At 45.4% G+C, this 16,234-nt stretch carries 17 protein-coding genes and 1 tRNA gene; 9 read left to right on the plus strand and 9 right to left on the minus strand.

Annotated elements, in window-relative coordinates; translation table 11 throughout:
* The first annotated feature begins 19 nt into the window (after positions 1-19).
* Together N746_RS0108400 and N746_RS0108405 are read left to right on the plus strand one after the other, a co-directional pair.
* Positions 20-886 (plus strand): tetratricopeptide repeat protein, encoded by an 867-nt coding sequence (locus N746_RS0108400; RefSeq protein ID WP_029935728.1) that lies wholly within the window; start codon positions 20-22, stop codon positions 884-886.
* 72 nt (positions 887-958) lie between these two features.
* Positions 959-2,497: a methyltransferase regulatory domain-containing protein gene (locus N746_RS0108405; RefSeq protein ID WP_029935730.1), complete on the plus strand. Its 1,539-nt coding sequence runs from the start codon at positions 959-961 to the stop codon at positions 2,495-2,497.
* A gap of 105 nt (positions 2,498-2,602) precedes the next feature.
* Here N746_RS0108405 and N746_RS0108410 read toward each other — a convergent pair whose 3' ends face one another.
* From N746_RS0108410 to dapF, 5 genes are read right to left on the minus strand one after another with little or no spacing between them, the layout of a single operon-like run.
* Complete coding sequence (locus N746_RS0108410; RefSeq protein ID WP_051678594.1) at positions 2,603-3,217, minus strand: YqhA family protein; 615 nt, start codon at positions 3,215-3,217, stop codon at positions 2,603-2,605.
* Positions 3,214-3,771: an ATP-dependent protease subunit HslV gene (hslV, locus tag N746_RS0108415; protein ID WP_029935734.1), complete on the minus strand. Its 558-nt coding sequence runs from the start codon at positions 3,769-3,771 to the stop codon at positions 3,214-3,216. Before hslV ends, N746_RS0108410 begins: the two co-directional genes overlap by 4 nt.
* 12 nt (positions 3,772-3,783) lie before the next feature.
* Complete coding sequence (locus tag N746_RS0108420; RefSeq protein ID WP_038125934.1) at positions 3,784-4,752, minus strand: tyrosine recombinase XerC; 969 nt, start codon at positions 4,750-4,752, stop codon at positions 3,784-3,786.
* Between the two features lie 55 nt (positions 4,753-4,807).
* On the minus strand, positions 4,808-5,476 hold the full coding sequence (locus N746_RS0108425) for a DUF484 family protein (protein ID WP_245603358.1): 669 nt from the start codon (positions 5,474-5,476) through the stop codon (positions 4,808-4,810).
* The gene (gene dapF, locus N746_RS0108430; protein ID WP_029935740.1) at positions 5,469-6,317 is read right to left on the minus strand and encodes a diaminopimelate epimerase; all 849 of its coding nucleotides are present in this window, start codon (positions 6,315-6,317) and stop codon (positions 5,469-5,471) included. The genes N746_RS0108425 and dapF overlap by 8 nt, the downstream gene beginning before the upstream one ends.
* Positions 6,318-6,669: 352 nt before the next feature.
* Between dapF and N746_RS0108435 the strand changes: the two genes are divergently transcribed.
* From N746_RS0108435 to ubiB, 6 genes are all read left to right on the plus strand, one after another.
* Positions 6,670-7,761, plus strand: coding sequence for a hypothetical protein (locus tag N746_RS0108435; protein WP_156018316.1), 1,092 nt, complete (start codon positions 6,670-6,672; stop codon positions 7,759-7,761).
* A gap of 146 nt (positions 7,762-7,907) precedes the next feature.
* A complete protein-coding gene (hslU, locus tag N746_RS0108440) occupies positions 7,908-9,227 on the plus strand; it encodes an ATP-dependent protease ATPase subunit HslU (RefSeq protein WP_029935743.1) in 1,320 nt (439 codons plus the stop codon).
* A gap of 56 nt (positions 9,228-9,283) precedes the next feature.
* On the plus strand, positions 9,284-9,667 hold the full coding sequence (locus N746_RS0108445) for a gamma-butyrobetaine hydroxylase family protein (RefSeq protein ID WP_038125936.1): 384 nt from the start codon (positions 9,284-9,286) through the stop codon (positions 9,665-9,667).
* A complete protein-coding gene (ubiE, locus tag N746_RS0108450; protein ID WP_029935747.1) occupies positions 9,664-10,422 on the plus strand; it encodes a bifunctional demethylmenaquinone methyltransferase/2-methoxy-6-polyprenyl-1,4-benzoquinol methylase UbiE in 759 nt (252 codons plus the stop codon). The genes N746_RS0108445 and ubiE overlap by 4 nt, the downstream gene beginning before the upstream one ends.
* On the plus strand, positions 10,422-10,688 hold the full coding sequence (locus N746_RS0108455; protein ID WP_029935748.1) for a hypothetical protein: 267 nt from the start codon (positions 10,422-10,424) through the stop codon (positions 10,686-10,688). Before ubiE ends, N746_RS0108455 begins: the two co-directional genes overlap by 1 nt.
* A gap of 21 nt (positions 10,689-10,709) precedes the next feature.
* Complete coding sequence (gene ubiB, locus N746_RS0108460) at positions 10,710-12,335, plus strand: ubiquinone biosynthesis regulatory protein kinase UbiB (protein ID WP_038125938.1); 1,626 nt, start codon at positions 10,710-10,712, stop codon at positions 12,333-12,335.
* A gap of 21 nt (positions 12,336-12,356) precedes the next feature.
* Here ubiB and N746_RS0108465 read toward each other — a convergent pair whose 3' ends face one another.
* From N746_RS0108465 to N746_RS0108475, 3 genes are read right to left on the minus strand one after another with little or no spacing between them, the layout of a single operon-like run.
* Positions 12,357-12,887, minus strand: coding sequence for a hypothetical protein (locus tag N746_RS0108465; RefSeq protein ID WP_029935752.1), 531 nt, complete (start codon positions 12,885-12,887; stop codon positions 12,357-12,359).
* Positions 12,877-15,057 (minus strand): TonB-dependent receptor plug domain-containing protein, encoded by a 2,181-nt coding sequence (locus tag N746_RS0108470; protein ID WP_029935754.1) that lies wholly within the window; start codon positions 15,055-15,057, stop codon positions 12,877-12,879. Before N746_RS0108470 ends, N746_RS0108465 begins: the two co-directional genes overlap by 11 nt.
* Positions 15,058-15,097: 40 nt before the next feature.
* Positions 15,098-15,394, minus strand: a complete 297-nt coding sequence (locus N746_RS0108475) for a DUF1840 domain-containing protein (protein ID WP_029935756.1) — start codon at positions 15,392-15,394, stop codon at positions 15,098-15,100.
* A gap of 210 nt (positions 15,395-15,604) precedes the next feature.
* Between N746_RS0108475 and N746_RS0108480 the strand changes: the two genes are divergently transcribed.
* Positions 15,605-16,084 carry a host attachment protein gene (locus N746_RS0108480; RefSeq protein ID WP_029935757.1) on the plus strand — a complete coding sequence of 160 codons (480 nt, stop codon included), beginning with the start codon at positions 15,605-15,607 and terminating at the stop codon, positions 16,082-16,084.
* A 60-nt stretch (positions 16,085-16,144) separates the two neighbouring features.
* On the opposite strand, the gene N746_RS0108485 is transcribed toward N746_RS0108480, so the two are convergent.
* Positions 16,145-16,221, minus strand: a tRNA-Met gene (locus N746_RS0108485).
* Between the last annotated feature and the right edge of the window lie 13 nt (positions 16,222-16,234).

Genomic DNA, 16,234 nt, shown 5'->3' on the forward strand with positions numbered 1-16,234 from the left:
TTAAAGACTAGGATTCAACATGGCGAAACAGGCTTATATTTTTGATGTAACAGAAGACAACTTCGACACACTGGTCGTGGAAAACTCAGCTCAAATTCCGGTGGTGGTCGCGTTTTTAAACGCGGACACCGAATCACAGACCCTCGCCCAAGATCTGAGCCATTTTGCACAAACCTTTGCGCAACAATTTGTTTTCGCTAAAGTGAATGTTGACGAACAAACCGAGCTGGCCGGCGCCTTTGAACTCGAACAAACCCCGACCACGGTGATCTTTATCAACGGCGAAATTCAAAACGCAAAGCAAGGCGCCATCAGCCCCGAAGACATCGCTTTAATGTTGCGTCAGATTGGGGTTTATGATCCCGTTGAAGAGATGCGTTTGGAAGCGCACGATAAATACATGGCGGGCGATCCGGCGGGCGCGGTGGCTTTATTAACCCAAGCAATTCAACTTGACCCAAGCCGCACCTTGGTCGCGTTAGACATGGTGCAAATCATGCTCGACCTAGATCAAATCGAAGGTGCGACCAGCCTGTTTAATAAGTTGCCTGATGAAGCCAAGCAGAGCCAAGTCGGACGCAATATCACCAGCCAAATGACCTTCAAAAAAATGGCGGCTAACACACCAGGCCTGGTGGCTTTAAGCGAACAAATAGAAGCCAATCCACAAGATCACGAGGGGCGTTTTAACCTCGCGATTTGCCACATCTCTAATTTAAACTTTGATGAAGCGATGACGCACCTATTCGAACTGCAAACTAGCCAACCGGATTTTCAGAACGGCGCGCCCAAAGAGACCATTATCACCTTGTGCAATTTGATCACGGCGACTGATCCGGCTTTGGCAAAACGTTACCGTCAACAATTAAACAATCTTTTGAACTAATAAGATTCGATTAGCCCAACCACCAGGCCTGGTGACTTTGCCCGGCCAAACTCGCAATAAAAGGATCACAACATGAGCGATTGGACAGCCGGTTATGTCGCCGACATTGGTTATACCTATGGCTACTATAAAGAACTAAATCCATTGCGTATGCGCTTGGCGTTTTTAAATGCTGGCATCGCACCACCCAAACAAGCTAAAGCCTGCGAACTAGGATTTGGACAAGGCTTGAGTGCGGCGATTCACGCAGCGGCTAGCGATACCCAATGGTTTGGTAATGACTTTTTACCAGCGCAAGCCGCATTTGCTCAATCTTTGGTTGAAGCATCAGGTTCGGATGCACAATTTAGTGATGAATCCTTTGCCGAATTTTTAGCGCGTGACGATTTACCAAAGTTCGATTTTATTAGTCTGCATGGGGTTTGGACCTGGGTTTCGGAGGATAATCGTCAACTGATCATGGACTTTATTCGCAAAAACTTAGCCGTCGGCGGTGTCGTTTATGTGAGCTACAACACCCAAATTGGCTGGGCACAAATGATGCCGCTGCGTCGTTTATTGGTTCAGCACACCCAACGCATGGGCGCCCCCGGAGAAGGCACGGCCCAACGTATTCGCCAAGCCTTGCAGTTTGCCGATCAGGTGATGAAAACCCAACCTTTCCACGCACAAAATAACGCGCAGGTCGCCCCTAAGTTACAAGAATTGATGAGCCAAGACCCGCATTATTTAGCCCACGAATATTTCAATCGTGATTGGCAGCCAATGGATTTTGCCGATATGGCCGAATACATGGAATTAGCTAAGCTCGAATATGCCAGCTCGGCGACCTATTTGGATTTAATTGAAGCGGTCAACTTAAGTGCTGAACAACAAGCCTTATTAGCGCAAATTGGTGATGTCGCCTTGCGAGAAAATACGCGCGATTTTTGTGTCGACAAAAAGTTCCGTAAAGACTACTGGGTGCGTGGTGCGCGTAATTTAAATCCGGTACAGGTGGTGGACGGTTTACGCGCCGAACGCGTGGTGATGACCAAACCGCGTGGTGTGATTTCGTTGGTATTGGAAGGCGCGTTTGGTGTAGCGGACTTAGCCGCCGATGTCTATGATCCTATTTTGGATTTCCTCGCCGATTACCAACCTCATAGTCTAGGCGAAATTGAACAAGCGATGGCCTCACACCCAAAAATCGGTTTACAAGAAATTGTGCAAGCCATGTTTATCTTCACCCATCGAGGCGAAATTCAGGCCGCCCAAGACGGCTCGGTAATTAGCCAAGTGTTTCAGCGCACCCAAAAACTTAACAACACATTAATTGAGCGCGCACGTGGTAGCAGTGATGTGCAATATCTTGCCAGCCCGGTCACCGGCGGTGGCATTGAAGTCAATCGTTACCAACAGTTATTTTTATTAGGTTTGCAACAGGGCCACAAACAAGCCCCGGCTTTGGCTGAATTTGCTTGGTCAATTTTAGAACCCCTAGGCGAAGACATGATCAAATACGGTCGCGCTCTACAGACCGACGAAGAAAAACAGGCCGATTTAAACGAACGCGCCGAAGACTTCTTGCGCCGAGATTTGCCGATGTTACAAGGTTTGCAAATAGCATAATTAGGCTTACCACCAGGCCTGGTGGTTATTTTCAAGTATAAAAAAAGCAGGCGCCAGGCCTGCTTTTTTTTATTTCGCTCGACCAAGCCGAGCTTAAATCATCGCTTAGCTGTCTGACTCTTCCGACAGAAGCGAACTTTGCGTTTTGTCTTTTTTGTTCTTGGCAAAAGCAATGTGCGAAAAGTACAAGGTTAAACCAACCAAAGCAATACCGATGGCGTAATACAATAAATCAATTGGCGTGCTCGGTTTTAAATAAATCGCGGCTTCAAAAAACATCACCACCAACACCAGCAAAATCACTTTCGCCAACTTATCTTTTAAGTCGTCCAAGCTGTTAATCACCAGAATTTGACTCGCGCCATAGGCTTTTTTGGCAATGGTCAGTTTAGAAATAAACAACTCATATAAACCCAATGAAAAAATCAACATAATCGCGCCAATCAAAAAGCCATCTACTGCGCCAATCACCGTACCGATCACCTTGGATTTAACCGCGGCACGCTCAGCATATTCCAAGCTGTGATACTCGCCTAAATAAGCCAGTAAATGAAAGACTTCAACAGAGGTAATATAAAACATCACAAACGCGATCACCAAGCTGGCAATAACCGCAGACAAAACCACCAGGCGACTATGCCACAATACCGCTTCAAAGCCTTTAACCCCTGAACTTTTGGTTTCACAAGCACCAAATGTTTCATTTATTTTGTCGCTCATTTTTCATCCCCTAATGTTTCAATCGTAAAATTGTGATTAGTGTAAATACATAAATCCGCCGCTATGGTTAAAGCGTTTTTAACCATGTCTTCCGCACCAATGTCGCTATGACGCATCAAAGCTTGGGCCGCTGCGTGTGCGTAACTGCCGCCTGAACCAATGGCAATAAAGTTGTCTTGCGGTTCGATCACATCACCAGTACCGGAAATTAACAACATGGTATCGGCATCCGCCACAATCATCATGGCTTCCAATTTACGCAGTGCGCGATCGGTGCGCCAATCTTTCGCCATTTCTACCGCAGAGCGCATCAATTGGCCATTATGCGTTTGCAAACGGCCTTCGAAACGTTCAAATAAGGTAAACGCATCGGCGGTGGCGCCAGCAAAACCCGCCAACACTTTGCCATCGTATAAGCGTCGAACTTTGCGTGCATTGCCTTTCATCACGATATGGCCCAACGTCACTTGGCCGTCGCCGCCGATCACCATTTTACCGCCGCGTTTAACGCATAAAATCGTGGTACCGTAAATTGTTTCTGGATGATGTTTCATGCCTAAATCCTTCTATTTCTTGCCCGTCTTGCGCGCTCTAGGATGCGCTTGGTCATACACCTGTGCGAGGTGTTGCATATCTAATTTGGTATAAATCTGAGTGGTGGATAAATTGGCGTGCCCTAATAACTCCTGCACTGCGCGCAAATCACCGCTGGATTCTAACACATGCGTGGCGCAGGCGTGACGCAAGCGATGCGGCGACATTTTAGTGGCCAGCCCCGCTTCACGTGTGCGTTTGTCTAATCTTAATTGCACCGAACGCGTGCTTAAACGTTGACCTTTTTGGTTAATAAACACCGCTGGTTCATCCGATTTAGCCCATTCGGCACGCGCTAACAACCAGGCCTGCATAGCGCTTTGCGCTTGTTGACCCACTAAAGCGACGCGTTGTTTATTGCCTTTACCTAACACCTTAATCGTGCCCGCACTTAAACCATCCAGGCCGGGTGATAAATCTAAACTCACCAGCTCGGCCACACGCAGCCCGGCCGAATAAAGCAATTCAAACATCGCTTGGTCACGAATCGCTTGCCAGCCTTCGATAGGTTGTTCGAGCAGTTGACGAGTTTGGTCTACATCCAAACTTTTTGGCAAGGGTTTGGGTTGTTTGGGCGCTTTAACGGTTTTGGCGGGATTATGTTGCATCAAGCCTTCGGTCAGTAAAAACTGAAAGAAACTGCGTAAAGCCGACAACTGACGTGCCACGCTACTGGCGCTGATGCCGATTTTAACGCGTTGCATCACAAAACGTTTGATATCTTTCGAGGTGAGTTCGTTCCAGTTCATTGTTGGCATTTGTTGCCATAATTCGTCAAACGACCAGGCCTGGTGCTCATCAGATTTATCAGTCGCACTTTGCGCTTGGACGCTCAAATAAAACGAAACAAACGTCAGCAAATCACGCTGATAATTGCTGCGCGTATGCGCTGATTTATTATGCGCCTGCATCTGATCTAAAAAACGTTTAATCTGCTGCATACATGCCTTTTTGTTTTTGCACCTTCGCACACTTCGTGCCTTCGTGGTTCAAAAATTAAAACAACCGATTCAACCTCGCGGTAATCAGCTCCGCCATGACCTTTAAAAAATAGGTCCCCAAATCTGGTTGAAAGCGATCGGTTGGACTACCGAGAGCCAACACACCCCAAACCCGATCCCAGCCTAGCGGTAAACAGCACACCGAATGCACATCCGACGCCCCATGAAATAAGCCGGTTTTCCATTTCTCTTCAATCAAGCCGCACACTGGCTTGCCGGGCTGCAGCGTTTCGCGCAGGGTCTTAACCCAGTCTTGACGCACACCTAATTGGCTTAAGCCATGGATTCCCTGATTGGGCACTTCCCAAGAAACCAGGGTCATATAGTCCACCTTAAAGACATCACGCATTTGCTCGTAAAGTGCATCCACAGCTTGCTGTTCGGTTTCCGCCGCCATCATCAGGCGTGTAAGCTGTTGCACTTTTTGCAATAAACGCCCGTTGTCACCCGCGATATCAACTAAAGAATCCACTTCGTCTTGCAGCTTTTCTTTCTGTTCGCGCAACTGCCAAACCTGACGTTCCAGCAAAGACACCGCTTTGCCAGATGCCGGATGCGGAATGCTTAATTTATCCAGTAAATTCGGAAACACATGAAAGAATTCAGGGTTGTGTGCCAAATAGTCAGCTACGTGTTCAGCGTGAATTTCATCGCGATCAATCACCGACCACCTCGCCTGTTAATTCCGCTTCAAATACCGTGGCCACCGGGCCAGTCATCCATAAAGGAGCTTGTGCTTCGCCTGTCCAGTGAATCAACAAATCGCCACCAGGCAAACTAACGGTAACCGAATCGTCTACCTTGCCCCATAAGCGCATCACCGCCATCGCTGCACACGCGCCCGTGCCACAAGCTTGGGTTTCGCCCGCGCCGCGTTCAAACACACGCAATTTTATTTGTTGAGGCGAGATGACTTGAGCAAATCCCACATTCACCCGTTCAGCAAAACGCGCATGCGATTCTAATGCCGCGCCCAAAGACTCAACTGGCGCAGTCGTAATATTCTCTACCGCCAACACCGCATGCGGATTACCCATCGACACCGCACCAATGCACCAGGCCTGGTTGAGGGCTTCGATTTCGTATTGCTCGGCTTGCGCTGGCGCATCAAACGGTAAGGCTTGGGGTGCAAACTTAGGCACGCCCATATTCACACGCACTTGGCCATCGTCCTCCAAATACAACACAATTAAACCCGACGCGGTTTCGACCGGAATTTCGCGTTTTTGGGTTAAGCCTTTATCAAACACAAAACGCGCAAAACAACGCGCACCATTGCCGCACTGCTGAACTTCTGACCCGTCCGCATTAAAAATCCGATAACGGAAATCAGCCTGATCATTGCTGGACTTTTCCACCACCAACAACTGATCAAAGCCCACACCCGTATGGCGATTCGCCCAAGCTTTAACTTGTTTCGCGCTAAAAGTCATAGGCTGCGAAATGGCATCAATCACCATAAAATCGTTACCTAAACCATGCATTTTTGTAAAACGTAAACCCATGCAATATTCCTAAAACCACCAGGCTAGGTGCTTGAACCACCCCAAAGCCTAATGAATATATTAAAAGAGACAGACAAATTATAAACCACTTACCAGCAATCAAGTGGACTTACTAAGTTAACCCGCCCAGTTAAATAAACGACCAACTTATATCAACAATAGTTCAATACTGAAAACAAGATTTTCAATATCCTATCATCCGTAATTCATCTAGTAACGTCCGTTTTATTAATGTACTATCCTTAAAAGCAAGTTTAACTATGACCGTAAATTTTTAAAAATCATAGAAGCTATCTAAATCTAATTGGGGAGTTCGCTTCCTTTCTTTGAAATGTTAAATGGAAAAACAAGTTTGGAAACAATTCTCAACCCTCCATTACCGATAGCCCTTGAAGAGTTTTATACGTTATTGCTCTCCGTATCTGGAGTTCTGTTCGGTATCGCTTTTGCTGCTATGCTATTCGTTTTGCAAAGCGGGTTTTCGTCGTTCAAATTCTCACGAAGAATGTTTTTGGAACTATATTTACACTTTGGACGCCAATTGCTCTACTCTTTAGCGTATCTGACAGCCGCACCTTTTTTAGTATTATTCTTTTCAGATAGTTTTGCGATGATTTCCTGGCTATACGCTTTGTTCTTTTTATATTTCTTGAGGGCCACATTGGATTATGCCAAACAAGAGGGGTATATATTAACCATACATTCCAATAAGCCTGTGCCCGGACATTATGGACCAATACGCACCTATTTCAGGTATATAGCCAATCGTGGCGCACTGAAGAACACCTTGTTTTTGCTTCCAGTCATTTTGTTTCTTGTATATCCCTACGCTATATCTATCATTGAAACTGGTTCGCTATACCTTACAAAGACCGCCATCTTTTATAGTTGCCTCATACCACTACTTTACACTCTTTATAAAATCACAAAATTTATCCCAGAGTTCTTTGTTTATACAGGAATGGAGATGTCTGCAAGATCACAAAATTATTCAGAAGAACAATCCGATGAACAAAAGCGGCAAAATATCATAGAAAAACAAGCGTTAAGTAAATTTCTAACTAATCATGGTGTTAGTGAGCTGAATGTCGCAACCCCGCGTCATTTTATTGATGGCGATATTTCTGTGAACTTTCTGGATAAACAAGATAATGACGAAGCACATTTTAATGTAAATGTGAATGTTTCTAATGTCACCCCCGAGCAAGTTCGAAGCAATGTATTAGAGTATGCACACGCCCTTGCAAAGCGATTGCATGAATCTAAAGTTTCAATTAATACCTTTGTGTTGTCATTTCATATTCGTATTGGTAACCAATCATCAAGAAATATTTTCTTACGAGTCTCTCGCAATGAGCTGGATAAGATATTTGCCATTGGAAAAGATCGTCCAGAGGATATGGCTAAATTAAAAAATGTATTGTTCGATGAGCTGTTTAGATAAAAAATCTTCCAATCCTTTCCCATTCTTACACGCCTATTCTGCAAATTTGAACACATTATTTTCACTATGGCTGGTTTAGCAGGCTGCGTGCTTTTGCTTTATAATGCTAGGCTTTACTTGTTATTGATTTAAGGAATGCGATTAGCATGATGACGCCAAAAGAAATCGTTCACGAACTCGACAAACACATTATTGGCCAGGCTGACGCTAAGCGTGCGGTCGCGGTAGCCTTGCGTAACCGTTGGCGCAGAATGCAGTTAAGTAGCGATTTGCGCCCGGAAGTCACTCCAAAAAATATTTTAATGATTGGTCCAACCGGTGTGGGTAAAACTGAAATTGCGCGCCGTTTGGCTAAATTGGCGAACGCGCCGTTTATCAAAATCGAAGCCACTAAATTTACTGAGGTGGGTTATGTTGGGCGCGATGTTGATTCGATTATTCGTGACTTGGTGGATAACGCGGTCAAAATCCAGCGTGATTTAGCGATTAAAAATGTGAAGAACCGCGCTGAAGATGCGGCTGAAAACCGAATTTTAGACATTCTATTGCCGCCGGCTCGTGGTCGCGAGGAAGATAGTCACGAAGCTATGTCGGAAACGCGTCAGAAGTTCCGTAAAAAATTACGCGAAGGCGATTTGGACGATAAAGAAATTGAAATTGATATTTTGATGGCGCCTGCGCATGTCGAGATTATGACGCCGCCCGGCATGGAAGACATGACGTCACAATTGCAAGATATGTTTGAATCTTTGGGTTCAAGCAAAAAACAGAAACGCAAATTGCCGATTAAAAAAGCTTTCAAACTGTTAACCGAAGAAGAAGCTCACAAGTTGATTAATGACGACGACCTCAAAAGCCAAGCGGTCGAAAACGTTGAGCAAAACGGCATTGTGTTTTTGGATGAAATCGACAAGGTGGCGAAACGTTCTGATTCGAGTGGTGGCGATGTGTCGCGCGAAGGCGTACAGCGTGATTTGTTGCCATTGATCGAAGGCAGCACCATCTCGACCAAATACGGCATGATCAAAACCGATCATATCTTGTTTATCGCCTCGGGCGCGTTCCACGTTACCAAGCCGTCGGATTTAATTGCCGAGCTTCAGGGGCGTTTGCCAATTCGTGTTGAGCTCAAGTCTTTACGCGTTGAGGACTTTAAGCGAATTCTGACTGAACCTAAAGCGGCTTTAACCACCCAAGCGACGGCTTTAATGCAAACCGAGGGTGTGGAAGTGAAATTCACCGAAGATGGTATTCAACGCTTGGCGGAAATTGCCTATCAGGTGAATGAAAGTACAGAAAACATTGGTGCACGTCGTTTACACACCGTAATGGAGCGTTTGTTAGAAGAGGTGTCTTATAACGCACCCGATCAAGCGGGTCAGACCGTGCTCGTGGATGGCGCTTTTGTAGACGAGCGCTTAGGCGAGCTGGCGAAAGACCAGGATTTGTCGCAATATATTTTATAAAATCCGGCGAGTGAATACATTTCCCTCGCCCATAATTTAAAAGTTTGAACGCCTTTATGCCTAACCCGACCGATATTAAGCTGCATCAAAAATCACGCAAACTGGCCGTGAGTTTTGATGATGGCAAAGCGTTTGAATACACTTGCGAATTTCTGCGTGTGTATTCTCAGTCTGCCGAAGTGACCGGCCATGCACCCGGCCAGGAAGTGCTGCAGGTTGGGAAACAGGATGTGAATATTAAGGCGATTAGCCCGGTAGGCAACTACGCCGTAAGATTGCATTTTAGCGATGGCCACGACAGCGGTTTATACACCTGGGAGCGTTTATACGACCTGGGCGAACATTACCAATCTTACTGGGTCGCTTATTTACGCCAATTAATGCGGGCGGGTCACGACCATCCCGAGCTGACCAAACTCAAACAGGAGTCCGGCAAATGAAGTCATCCAAACAGGATCAAACCATCGATTTCGGCTTTAGCGAAGTGCCACTCAATGAGAAGGTTAAAAAAGTAAAAGGCGTATTTGATTCCGTCGCGCAGAAATACGATGTAATGAACGATGTGATGTCTTTAGGCATTCACCGTTTGTGGAAACGTCAAACTATTGAACTCAGTGGTGTGCGTGCCGGCATGAAAGTGTTAGATTTAGCAGGCGGTACCGGCGATTTAACCAAGGCTTTTGCTAAACGCGTGGGTGCAAATGGCAAAGTTATTTTGGCGGACATTAACGAAAGCATGGTGCGCGTAGGGCGTGATCGTTTGTTAGACGAAGGCATTGGCGCGCAGGTGGACTATACCATCGCAAATGCCGAAGCCTTGGCCTTCCCGGACAACACGTTTGATGTGGTGACGATGGCGTTTGGTTTGCGTAACGTGACGCATAAAGACAAGGCGTTAGCCGAAATCGCGCGCGTGTTAAAACCCGGCGGTCAGGCGATGATCTTAGAGTTCTCTAAAGTACATCAACCTTTGTTATCTAAAGTTTACGATTTCTACTCGTTTAATATTCTGCCCAAAATGGGCAAATTGATTGCCAACGATGAAGCCAGTTATCAATATTTGGCCGAGTCGATTCGCATGCACCCGGATCAAGAAACCTTAAAGGGCATGATGCTGGAAGCCGGATTTGATAAGGCGGAATACATCAATATGAACGAAGGTATTGTCGCGCTCCACCGAGGTTGGAAGTTCTAATGGCTTCTCGTGATTGGGAAGAAGATTTAGCCCAGTTGATTGGCGATCCGTTGGCCTTTCAAGTGGGTTACCGGGTGCGTGAATTCAAAGATCAAACCCGTCATATCAAGCTTGATGCCCAACAAATGTTAAGCGAATACCTGCAATACGAATTAGATTTACTGCCCTCTTCTTCGCAAGTTAACACGTTTAACCAACATGTTGATCTGCTCGATAGCCGTTTGGCCGATCTAGAAACGCGGCTGAATAAGCTTATCCAATCCTAAATTCAACAGCAAAAGACCCTTATGAATCCATTTAAACAACTGTTTCGCCTCATCAAAATCAACCGTGTCATCACTCACTATCGTTTGGATCATATGGTGTTGGCGAACAGTAAATATCGCGCACTGATTTGGGTTAACCGTTTACTGTTTCCGTGGAACTGGCGACCAACCAACAAAGCGGATCGCGGGGTACGTTTGCGTTTAGCTTTAGAAGAACTCGGACCGATTTTTATCAAGCTTGGACAAGCTTTATCAACACGTAAAGATTTGCTGCCAGAAGACTTATCGGTTGAACTGACTAAACTGCAAGATGATTGCCCACCATTTGATGAAGATCACTCACGCCGTATTATTGAAAAAGCTTTAAAGCGTCCTATTAACGAAGCCTTCTCTCAATTTGAGGCCACGCCTATGGCCTCCGCTTCGATGGCGCAAGTGCATGGCGCGACGCTGCCAACCGGTGAAGATGTCGTAATTAAAGTGGTGCGCCCGAATATCAAACCCGTGATTCAGCAAGACGTGTCGATTATGTATAGCTTGGCGCGCCTATTAGAGTTAGCGGTTAAAGAAAGCCGACGTTTGCATCCAGTCGAAGTGGTCGGTGAGTTTGAAAAAACCATTTTAGATGAAATGGATATGATGCGCGAAGCCGCCAATGCCGCGCAATTAAAACGTAACTTCGAAAACTCGGATTTGCTGTATGTCCCCGAGATTTATTGGTCGCATACCAACGAAAACGTCATGACGATGGAGCGCATTTACGGTATTCGAATTTCTGAAACCGAAAAGCTAATCGAGGCTGGTATCGACTTAACTGATTTATCGGCTAAGGGTGTCACCATCTTTTTCACTCAGGTGTTTAAACATAACTTTTTCCATGCCGACATGCATCCGGGCAACATTTTTGTATTGCCCGACGGGCGTTATGCCGCGATCGACTTTGGCATTATGGGTACGCTTACGCCGGAAGATCAGCGCTATTTAGCCGAAAACTTTTTGGCGTTTTTTAATCGCGACTATTTGCGTGTGTCGGAACTGCATATTGAATCGGCTTGGGTGCCACGCGATACACGTGTTAACGAGTTGGAGTCGGCCATACGCGCGGTATGTGAACCGATTTGGGATCGCCCGTTAAAAGACATTTCGTTTGGTTTGTTCTTAATGCGTTTATTCCAAACCGCGCGTCGTTTTGGCATGGAAGTGCAGCCGCAATTGGTGTTGTTACAAAAAACGCTGCTCAATATTGAAGGCCTAGGGCGTCAGCTAGATGACGAGTTAGATTTATGGGACACGGCTAAACCCTTTTTAGAGGATTGGATGCAAGAGCGCGTAGGCCTGAAAAGCTTAATTAAAAACACCAAACGCAACCTGCCTTTCTGGATTGAAAATGCACCGCAAATACCAGGCCTGGTGCATTCGGTATTAAACAAAGCCGCGCATGGTCAGTTGGAGTTACATTCCGGCCAGTTATCTCGCTTAGAGAAAGCTTTAGAAAACCAAGCCAATCAGCAACGCCAACGTGGCATTGCGCTCGCTTTAATTGGCGGGGCGTTATATTTAGAGTTTCAAACCTGGGGATGGGATTGGGCGATTTGGGTGCAAGCCGGTTTGGTAGCGATTGCGGCTTATTTGATCGTTAAGAAATAACGCCTGTTTTTTAAGATTGCATTAACGGGTGTCGGCTTCGATTAAAACCGGCATCACAGTTTTAATATCTTTATCCCGATCTAATTTACGCAATATCGCATCATAATCCAGCGTCGAACCGACTTGGGCATTCACATCAAACACCGCCGTAAAACGATTCGGTAAGCCCGAAATTAACTTAAAGCCATAACGTTGCGCCATGCGATGAATATCGGGTTCTCGATGGGTTATGATCATAAACAAGCCATTGATAACCGCAAATCGGTTTTGAACTTGCAGCACCGGAAAGAACTCAACACCGGCTCGCTGAATGGGTGCGCAGGTTTGAAATGACTTTGGGTCACTTAATGATTGTTGTGGGTAGTCATACACATGCCAAATACCGACTTGTGTGAGTGGGTTGAGTGCCGCTTGATACTGCATACTCGCGGCATATTGCGGACTGGTCACATAGCCTTTACCGGCTAACTGCGCCACTAACTCACAAGCTGACCAGGCCTGGTGGCTCATCAAACTTAAGCCCGCCAGCACACCAAACTGTTTAAAATTCATACTGCATCTTAGCCCAAAACTGACGGCCAGTACCCGGGTAGTCGGCCTGATAGGCGGCGAGGTATTTATCTGCACCGGCTAAGTCAGATAGAGTGCCGTTTATTGGCGAAGCGTAGCGCTGATCGGTATCGGCTAAATTCTCCACGCCCAATCTAAAAATTAAGCCCTTAAACGTCTCACTAGCATAAGAAGCCGTCAAATTCGTCACACTATAGGGTTTCAGGTTTTCCCGACCATCATAGGGTTCACGGAAACGTTCGCCGATATATTTCGACCAAACCGTCATTCTCCATTGCGAGTTAAGCTCATAATTTAAACCGAGTGCCGCCATTCGATCCGTCGAACCGACTAAACGCACGTCATTATCAACATCTTTGGTATCTAGCCAACTCGCGTTCGCAAAACCAATTAAGTCTTGTGCCAAATTAAATTCGGTATCCCATTCGACGCCTTTTGAGATCACATTTTTGAAAGGTTCAGCACTATAGTCTCCATCGAAATAACCGAAGTAAACACTACCTCTTGGCATGTTGTTATAGTCAGAATAAAATCCTGTAAATCTATGCGTTTGCTTTAAGCCTTGAAAAATATAGCCTAGTTCATAATGGTCGGTTTCGCTAACATAAGGTTTGGGATTAGGCGCTCCCCCTACATCCGTCACTTGACCAATTGGCGGTGTAATCAATGAGCGGCTGAACTGGGCTTTAATGATGTGTTGATCGGTTAAACGCCAAACGCCTGCAATTTTAGGAGTGATATTTAGCTCTTCAAGCTTTTCAAATGGGTTGGTTTGAGGATCAGCTTCTGTGCGATCCTGGTAGCCTATAAACGCTTTTTGGGCACGAACACCAGTGGTCAAAGTAAACTGATCATTCGGACGCCATTCGTCCTGCACATAAACAGCAAACACCAGGCGTAAATCACCCTCTGAACCTTGTTCTAGATCTTTTTGTATGTCATCGTCAGGATTCTCATTACCAAGAATCGAGTCTGAAGTTAACTTAATGATTTCGACTCGCTCAACATCCGCGCCCAATAAGGCACGATGCTGCGAATTTGCATCGTATACCAAATGACCCGATAAATTCAGCACACGCTCGGTTAAATAGCTTTCAATCGGGCTTTGATGGGCTAAAAAACCAACGTCAGGGTCTGGTTGCATAAAACTGATATCTTCAGAAGTATAAAGTGTTTTAAGCTGATAATTTTTTTGCTGCGCACCTAGATGCCATTCATAATTCCAACCAGGAGTCAGATCGCTGGATTGACGTACGCCCAGCAACATATCGCGATAACGCTGGTTGTAATCTTGAGTTTCTTTAGGTAAAAACTCAATAAAACCAAAGTAATCACCGGTTTGATATTCCTGCGTTTGCCAATAAAATTCAGTGTCGTTATGAGAAAGGTTCACTAACAGGTTACGAAAAGCTTTGCGGTCGTTCACCAGGCCTGGTGCTTGTGAGTAGCTTGCTAAATCAAGAGCTCCACCAGCTATCAGAGGGTCAGCCTCGGTTAACACATCCCCTTCTACTCTACGACCACTTTTGTCTTGCTGCCATTGCGAAAAGCTTAATGAAAGCTGACTTTGTTTTGACCCAGACTCAAACTGTTCGCTCGCACTAACATGATTGTAAGCACGGCTGCCAACACCAACTGAAAAATGGCGATCCTTTTTTGAAATAACATTCACCACACCCGAATAAGCAAAGTCACCATGCAAGACCGAAGCCGCGCCGCGAATGACCTCAATACGCTCGACCTGCTCGATCGGCATATGCAAAATGCCTTCGCTATAACCGGCCGAACTGTTGACCATGTTGACATTGTCTAGCATCAACTTAACCGTGCCACCAGAATAAGGCGTGCCTAACCCCCGCATAACCAAAACCGACTGGCCCAAGTGATTGGGCTGAACCTCAATCGAGGTCGTCATAGACAAGGCGTCTTTTACCGTTCGCACCCCATAACGCATTAACTCCGTGCCACGTAACACGCTAATTGAACCCGGTACATAGTCCGCATTCACTTTGGTGCGTGTCACCAATTCGGTTTGCGCATTCAATAACGCCATTAACTCTTGGTAGGCTTGTTCATCAGAATCGTTTGCATGAAGCTGGAAAGGTAGAATTGCAACAGAAAGACTTAAGGTGATTAATCGATATTTAAGCATAGAAAGTTCAATATATTATTTTTAGTAAGGTCATTCTATATTAACGTAACGATTTTTCCCAGATGACATGATTATGGCCGCGTTTTGCCGCATCCAATAAGTCTAATAACGGTTGTGCACGGTGCGCCAAACTCACTGAATCGTCATCCCAACTATCCCCAGATTGAGCGGATGGATTAAGCACGGCCTCACTTAACTTACTTGACGCTTGCTCAACTTCTTCTTCGGTTAGGGCACCCGGCACACTTCCACTATGCCCCATTAGGCCAATTAACTTAAGTGCCACATGATCAAACATGCTGACATCGGCATGATTTTTAGTTTGAAATACGATCATTTTAAACTCCTGTTTTAAGTCTTCAGTATGCCATAACTCAATCAAGACACCTTAAATTTATAAGCAAACTAAGAAGCTTTTGATTAACGCCACCATTGGCCAAAACGAGACTATAAAACAAAACCCTTAATTTGGGTCGGTTGATTAAATTATAGATAGGTATATGATTAATAGTGAAGTTTTCATTCGAATTCCGTTCAGGAGGTCACCATGAAGTTCAATCAAGCCATTCTAGTTATTGGTAACTTAAGCCGTTTAACCGCTTACCGGGTTACACAGGCACCCGCCATTGATCGACACGAAACCAACCAAACAAGTCACACCCGAAACCAGGGCACACCTAAAACAACCACTCAACTGCATCTCATTAAAGAAATCGATTACAGCGAAGCTCGCCAAAAAACCAGTGAACTACTGAGTGACCAAGCCGGAAACTTTAATAACGCCAGTGGTGAAAACCATAACCTAGAAACCGAAATGTCCAAACGCGGCCTAAATAAAATCAGTGAGGATATTAAGGAACTGATTAACTCTGAATCACCCGATAGCTGGTATTTAGCCTTTCCCAAACAAACCCATCAGCAGTTAGTGAGTTCACTGCTACCACTAACCCAGTCAACTTTAAAAAAGTCTTTACCCTTGGATTTAACAAAGACTGATAAAGAAAAACTTCTTACCCATTTTGATTAACTTAAACACTAAATTTTAGACAATAAAAAAGCCCGTACAAGACGGGCTTTTTTGGATATATGGTGGCTACACCGGGATTCGAACCTGGGACCCCATCATTATGAGTGATGTGCTCTAACCAACTGAGCTATGTAGCCGAAAGATGCGCGT

Source organism: Thiomicrospira pelophila DSM 1534 (assembly GCF_000711195.1).
GTDB lineage: Bacteria > Pseudomonadota > Gammaproteobacteria > Thiomicrospirales > Thiomicrospiraceae > Thiomicrospira > Thiomicrospira pelophila.

What these genes read in the sequence shown, in the direction of transcription:
- hslU (WP_029935743.1), top strand. Translation starts at nt 7,908, where the DNA reads ATGATGACGCCAAAAGAAATCGTTCACGAACTCGACAAACACATTATT.
- N746_RS0108455 (WP_029935748.1), top strand. Translation starts at nt 10,422, where the DNA reads ATGGCTTCTCGTGATTGGGAAGAAGATTTAGCCCAGTTGATTGGCGAT.
- N746_RS0108475 (WP_029935756.1), bottom strand. Translation starts at nt 15,394, where the DNA reads ATGATCGTATTTCAAACTAAAAATCATGCCGATGTCAGCATGTTTGAT.
- ubiB (WP_038125938.1), top strand. Translation starts at nt 10,710, where the DNA reads ATGAATCCATTTAAACAACTGTTTCGCCTCATCAAAATCAACCGTGTC.
- dapF (WP_029935740.1), bottom strand. Translation starts at nt 6,317, where the DNA reads ATGGGTTTACGTTTTACAAAAATGCATGGTTTAGGTAACGATTTTATG.
- N746_RS0108445 (WP_038125936.1), top strand. Translation starts at nt 9,284, where the DNA reads ATGCCTAACCCGACCGATATTAAGCTGCATCAAAAATCACGCAAACTG.
- ubiE (WP_029935747.1), top strand. Translation starts at nt 9,664, where the DNA reads ATGAAGTCATCCAAACAGGATCAAACCATCGATTTCGGCTTTAGCGAA.
- N746_RS0108465 (WP_029935752.1), bottom strand. Translation starts at nt 12,887, where the DNA reads ATGAATTTTAAACAGTTTGGTGTGCTGGCGGGCTTAAGTTTGATGAGC.
- N746_RS0108405 (WP_029935730.1), top strand. Translation starts at nt 959, where the DNA reads ATGAGCGATTGGACAGCCGGTTATGTCGCCGACATTGGTTATACCTAT.
- N746_RS0108420 (WP_038125934.1), bottom strand. Translation starts at nt 4,752, where the DNA reads ATGCAGCAGATTAAACGTTTTTTAGATCAGATGCAGGCGCATAATAAA.
- N746_RS0108470 (WP_029935754.1), bottom strand. Translation starts at nt 15,057, where the DNA reads ATGCTTAAATATCGATTAATCACCTTAAGTCTTTCTGTTGCAATTCTA.
- hslV (WP_029935734.1), bottom strand. Translation starts at nt 3,771, where the DNA reads ATGAAACATCATCCAGAAACAATTTACGGTACCACGATTTTATGCGTT.
- N746_RS0108410 (WP_051678594.1), bottom strand. Translation starts at nt 3,217, where the DNA reads ATGAGCGACAAAATAAATGAAACATTTGGTGCTTGTGAAACCAAAAGT.
- N746_RS0108480 (WP_029935757.1), top strand. Translation starts at nt 15,605, where the DNA reads ATGAAGTTCAATCAAGCCATTCTAGTTATTGGTAACTTAAGCCGTTTA.
- N746_RS0108400 (WP_029935728.1), top strand. Translation starts at nt 20, where the DNA reads ATGGCGAAACAGGCTTATATTTTTGATGTAACAGAAGACAACTTCGAC.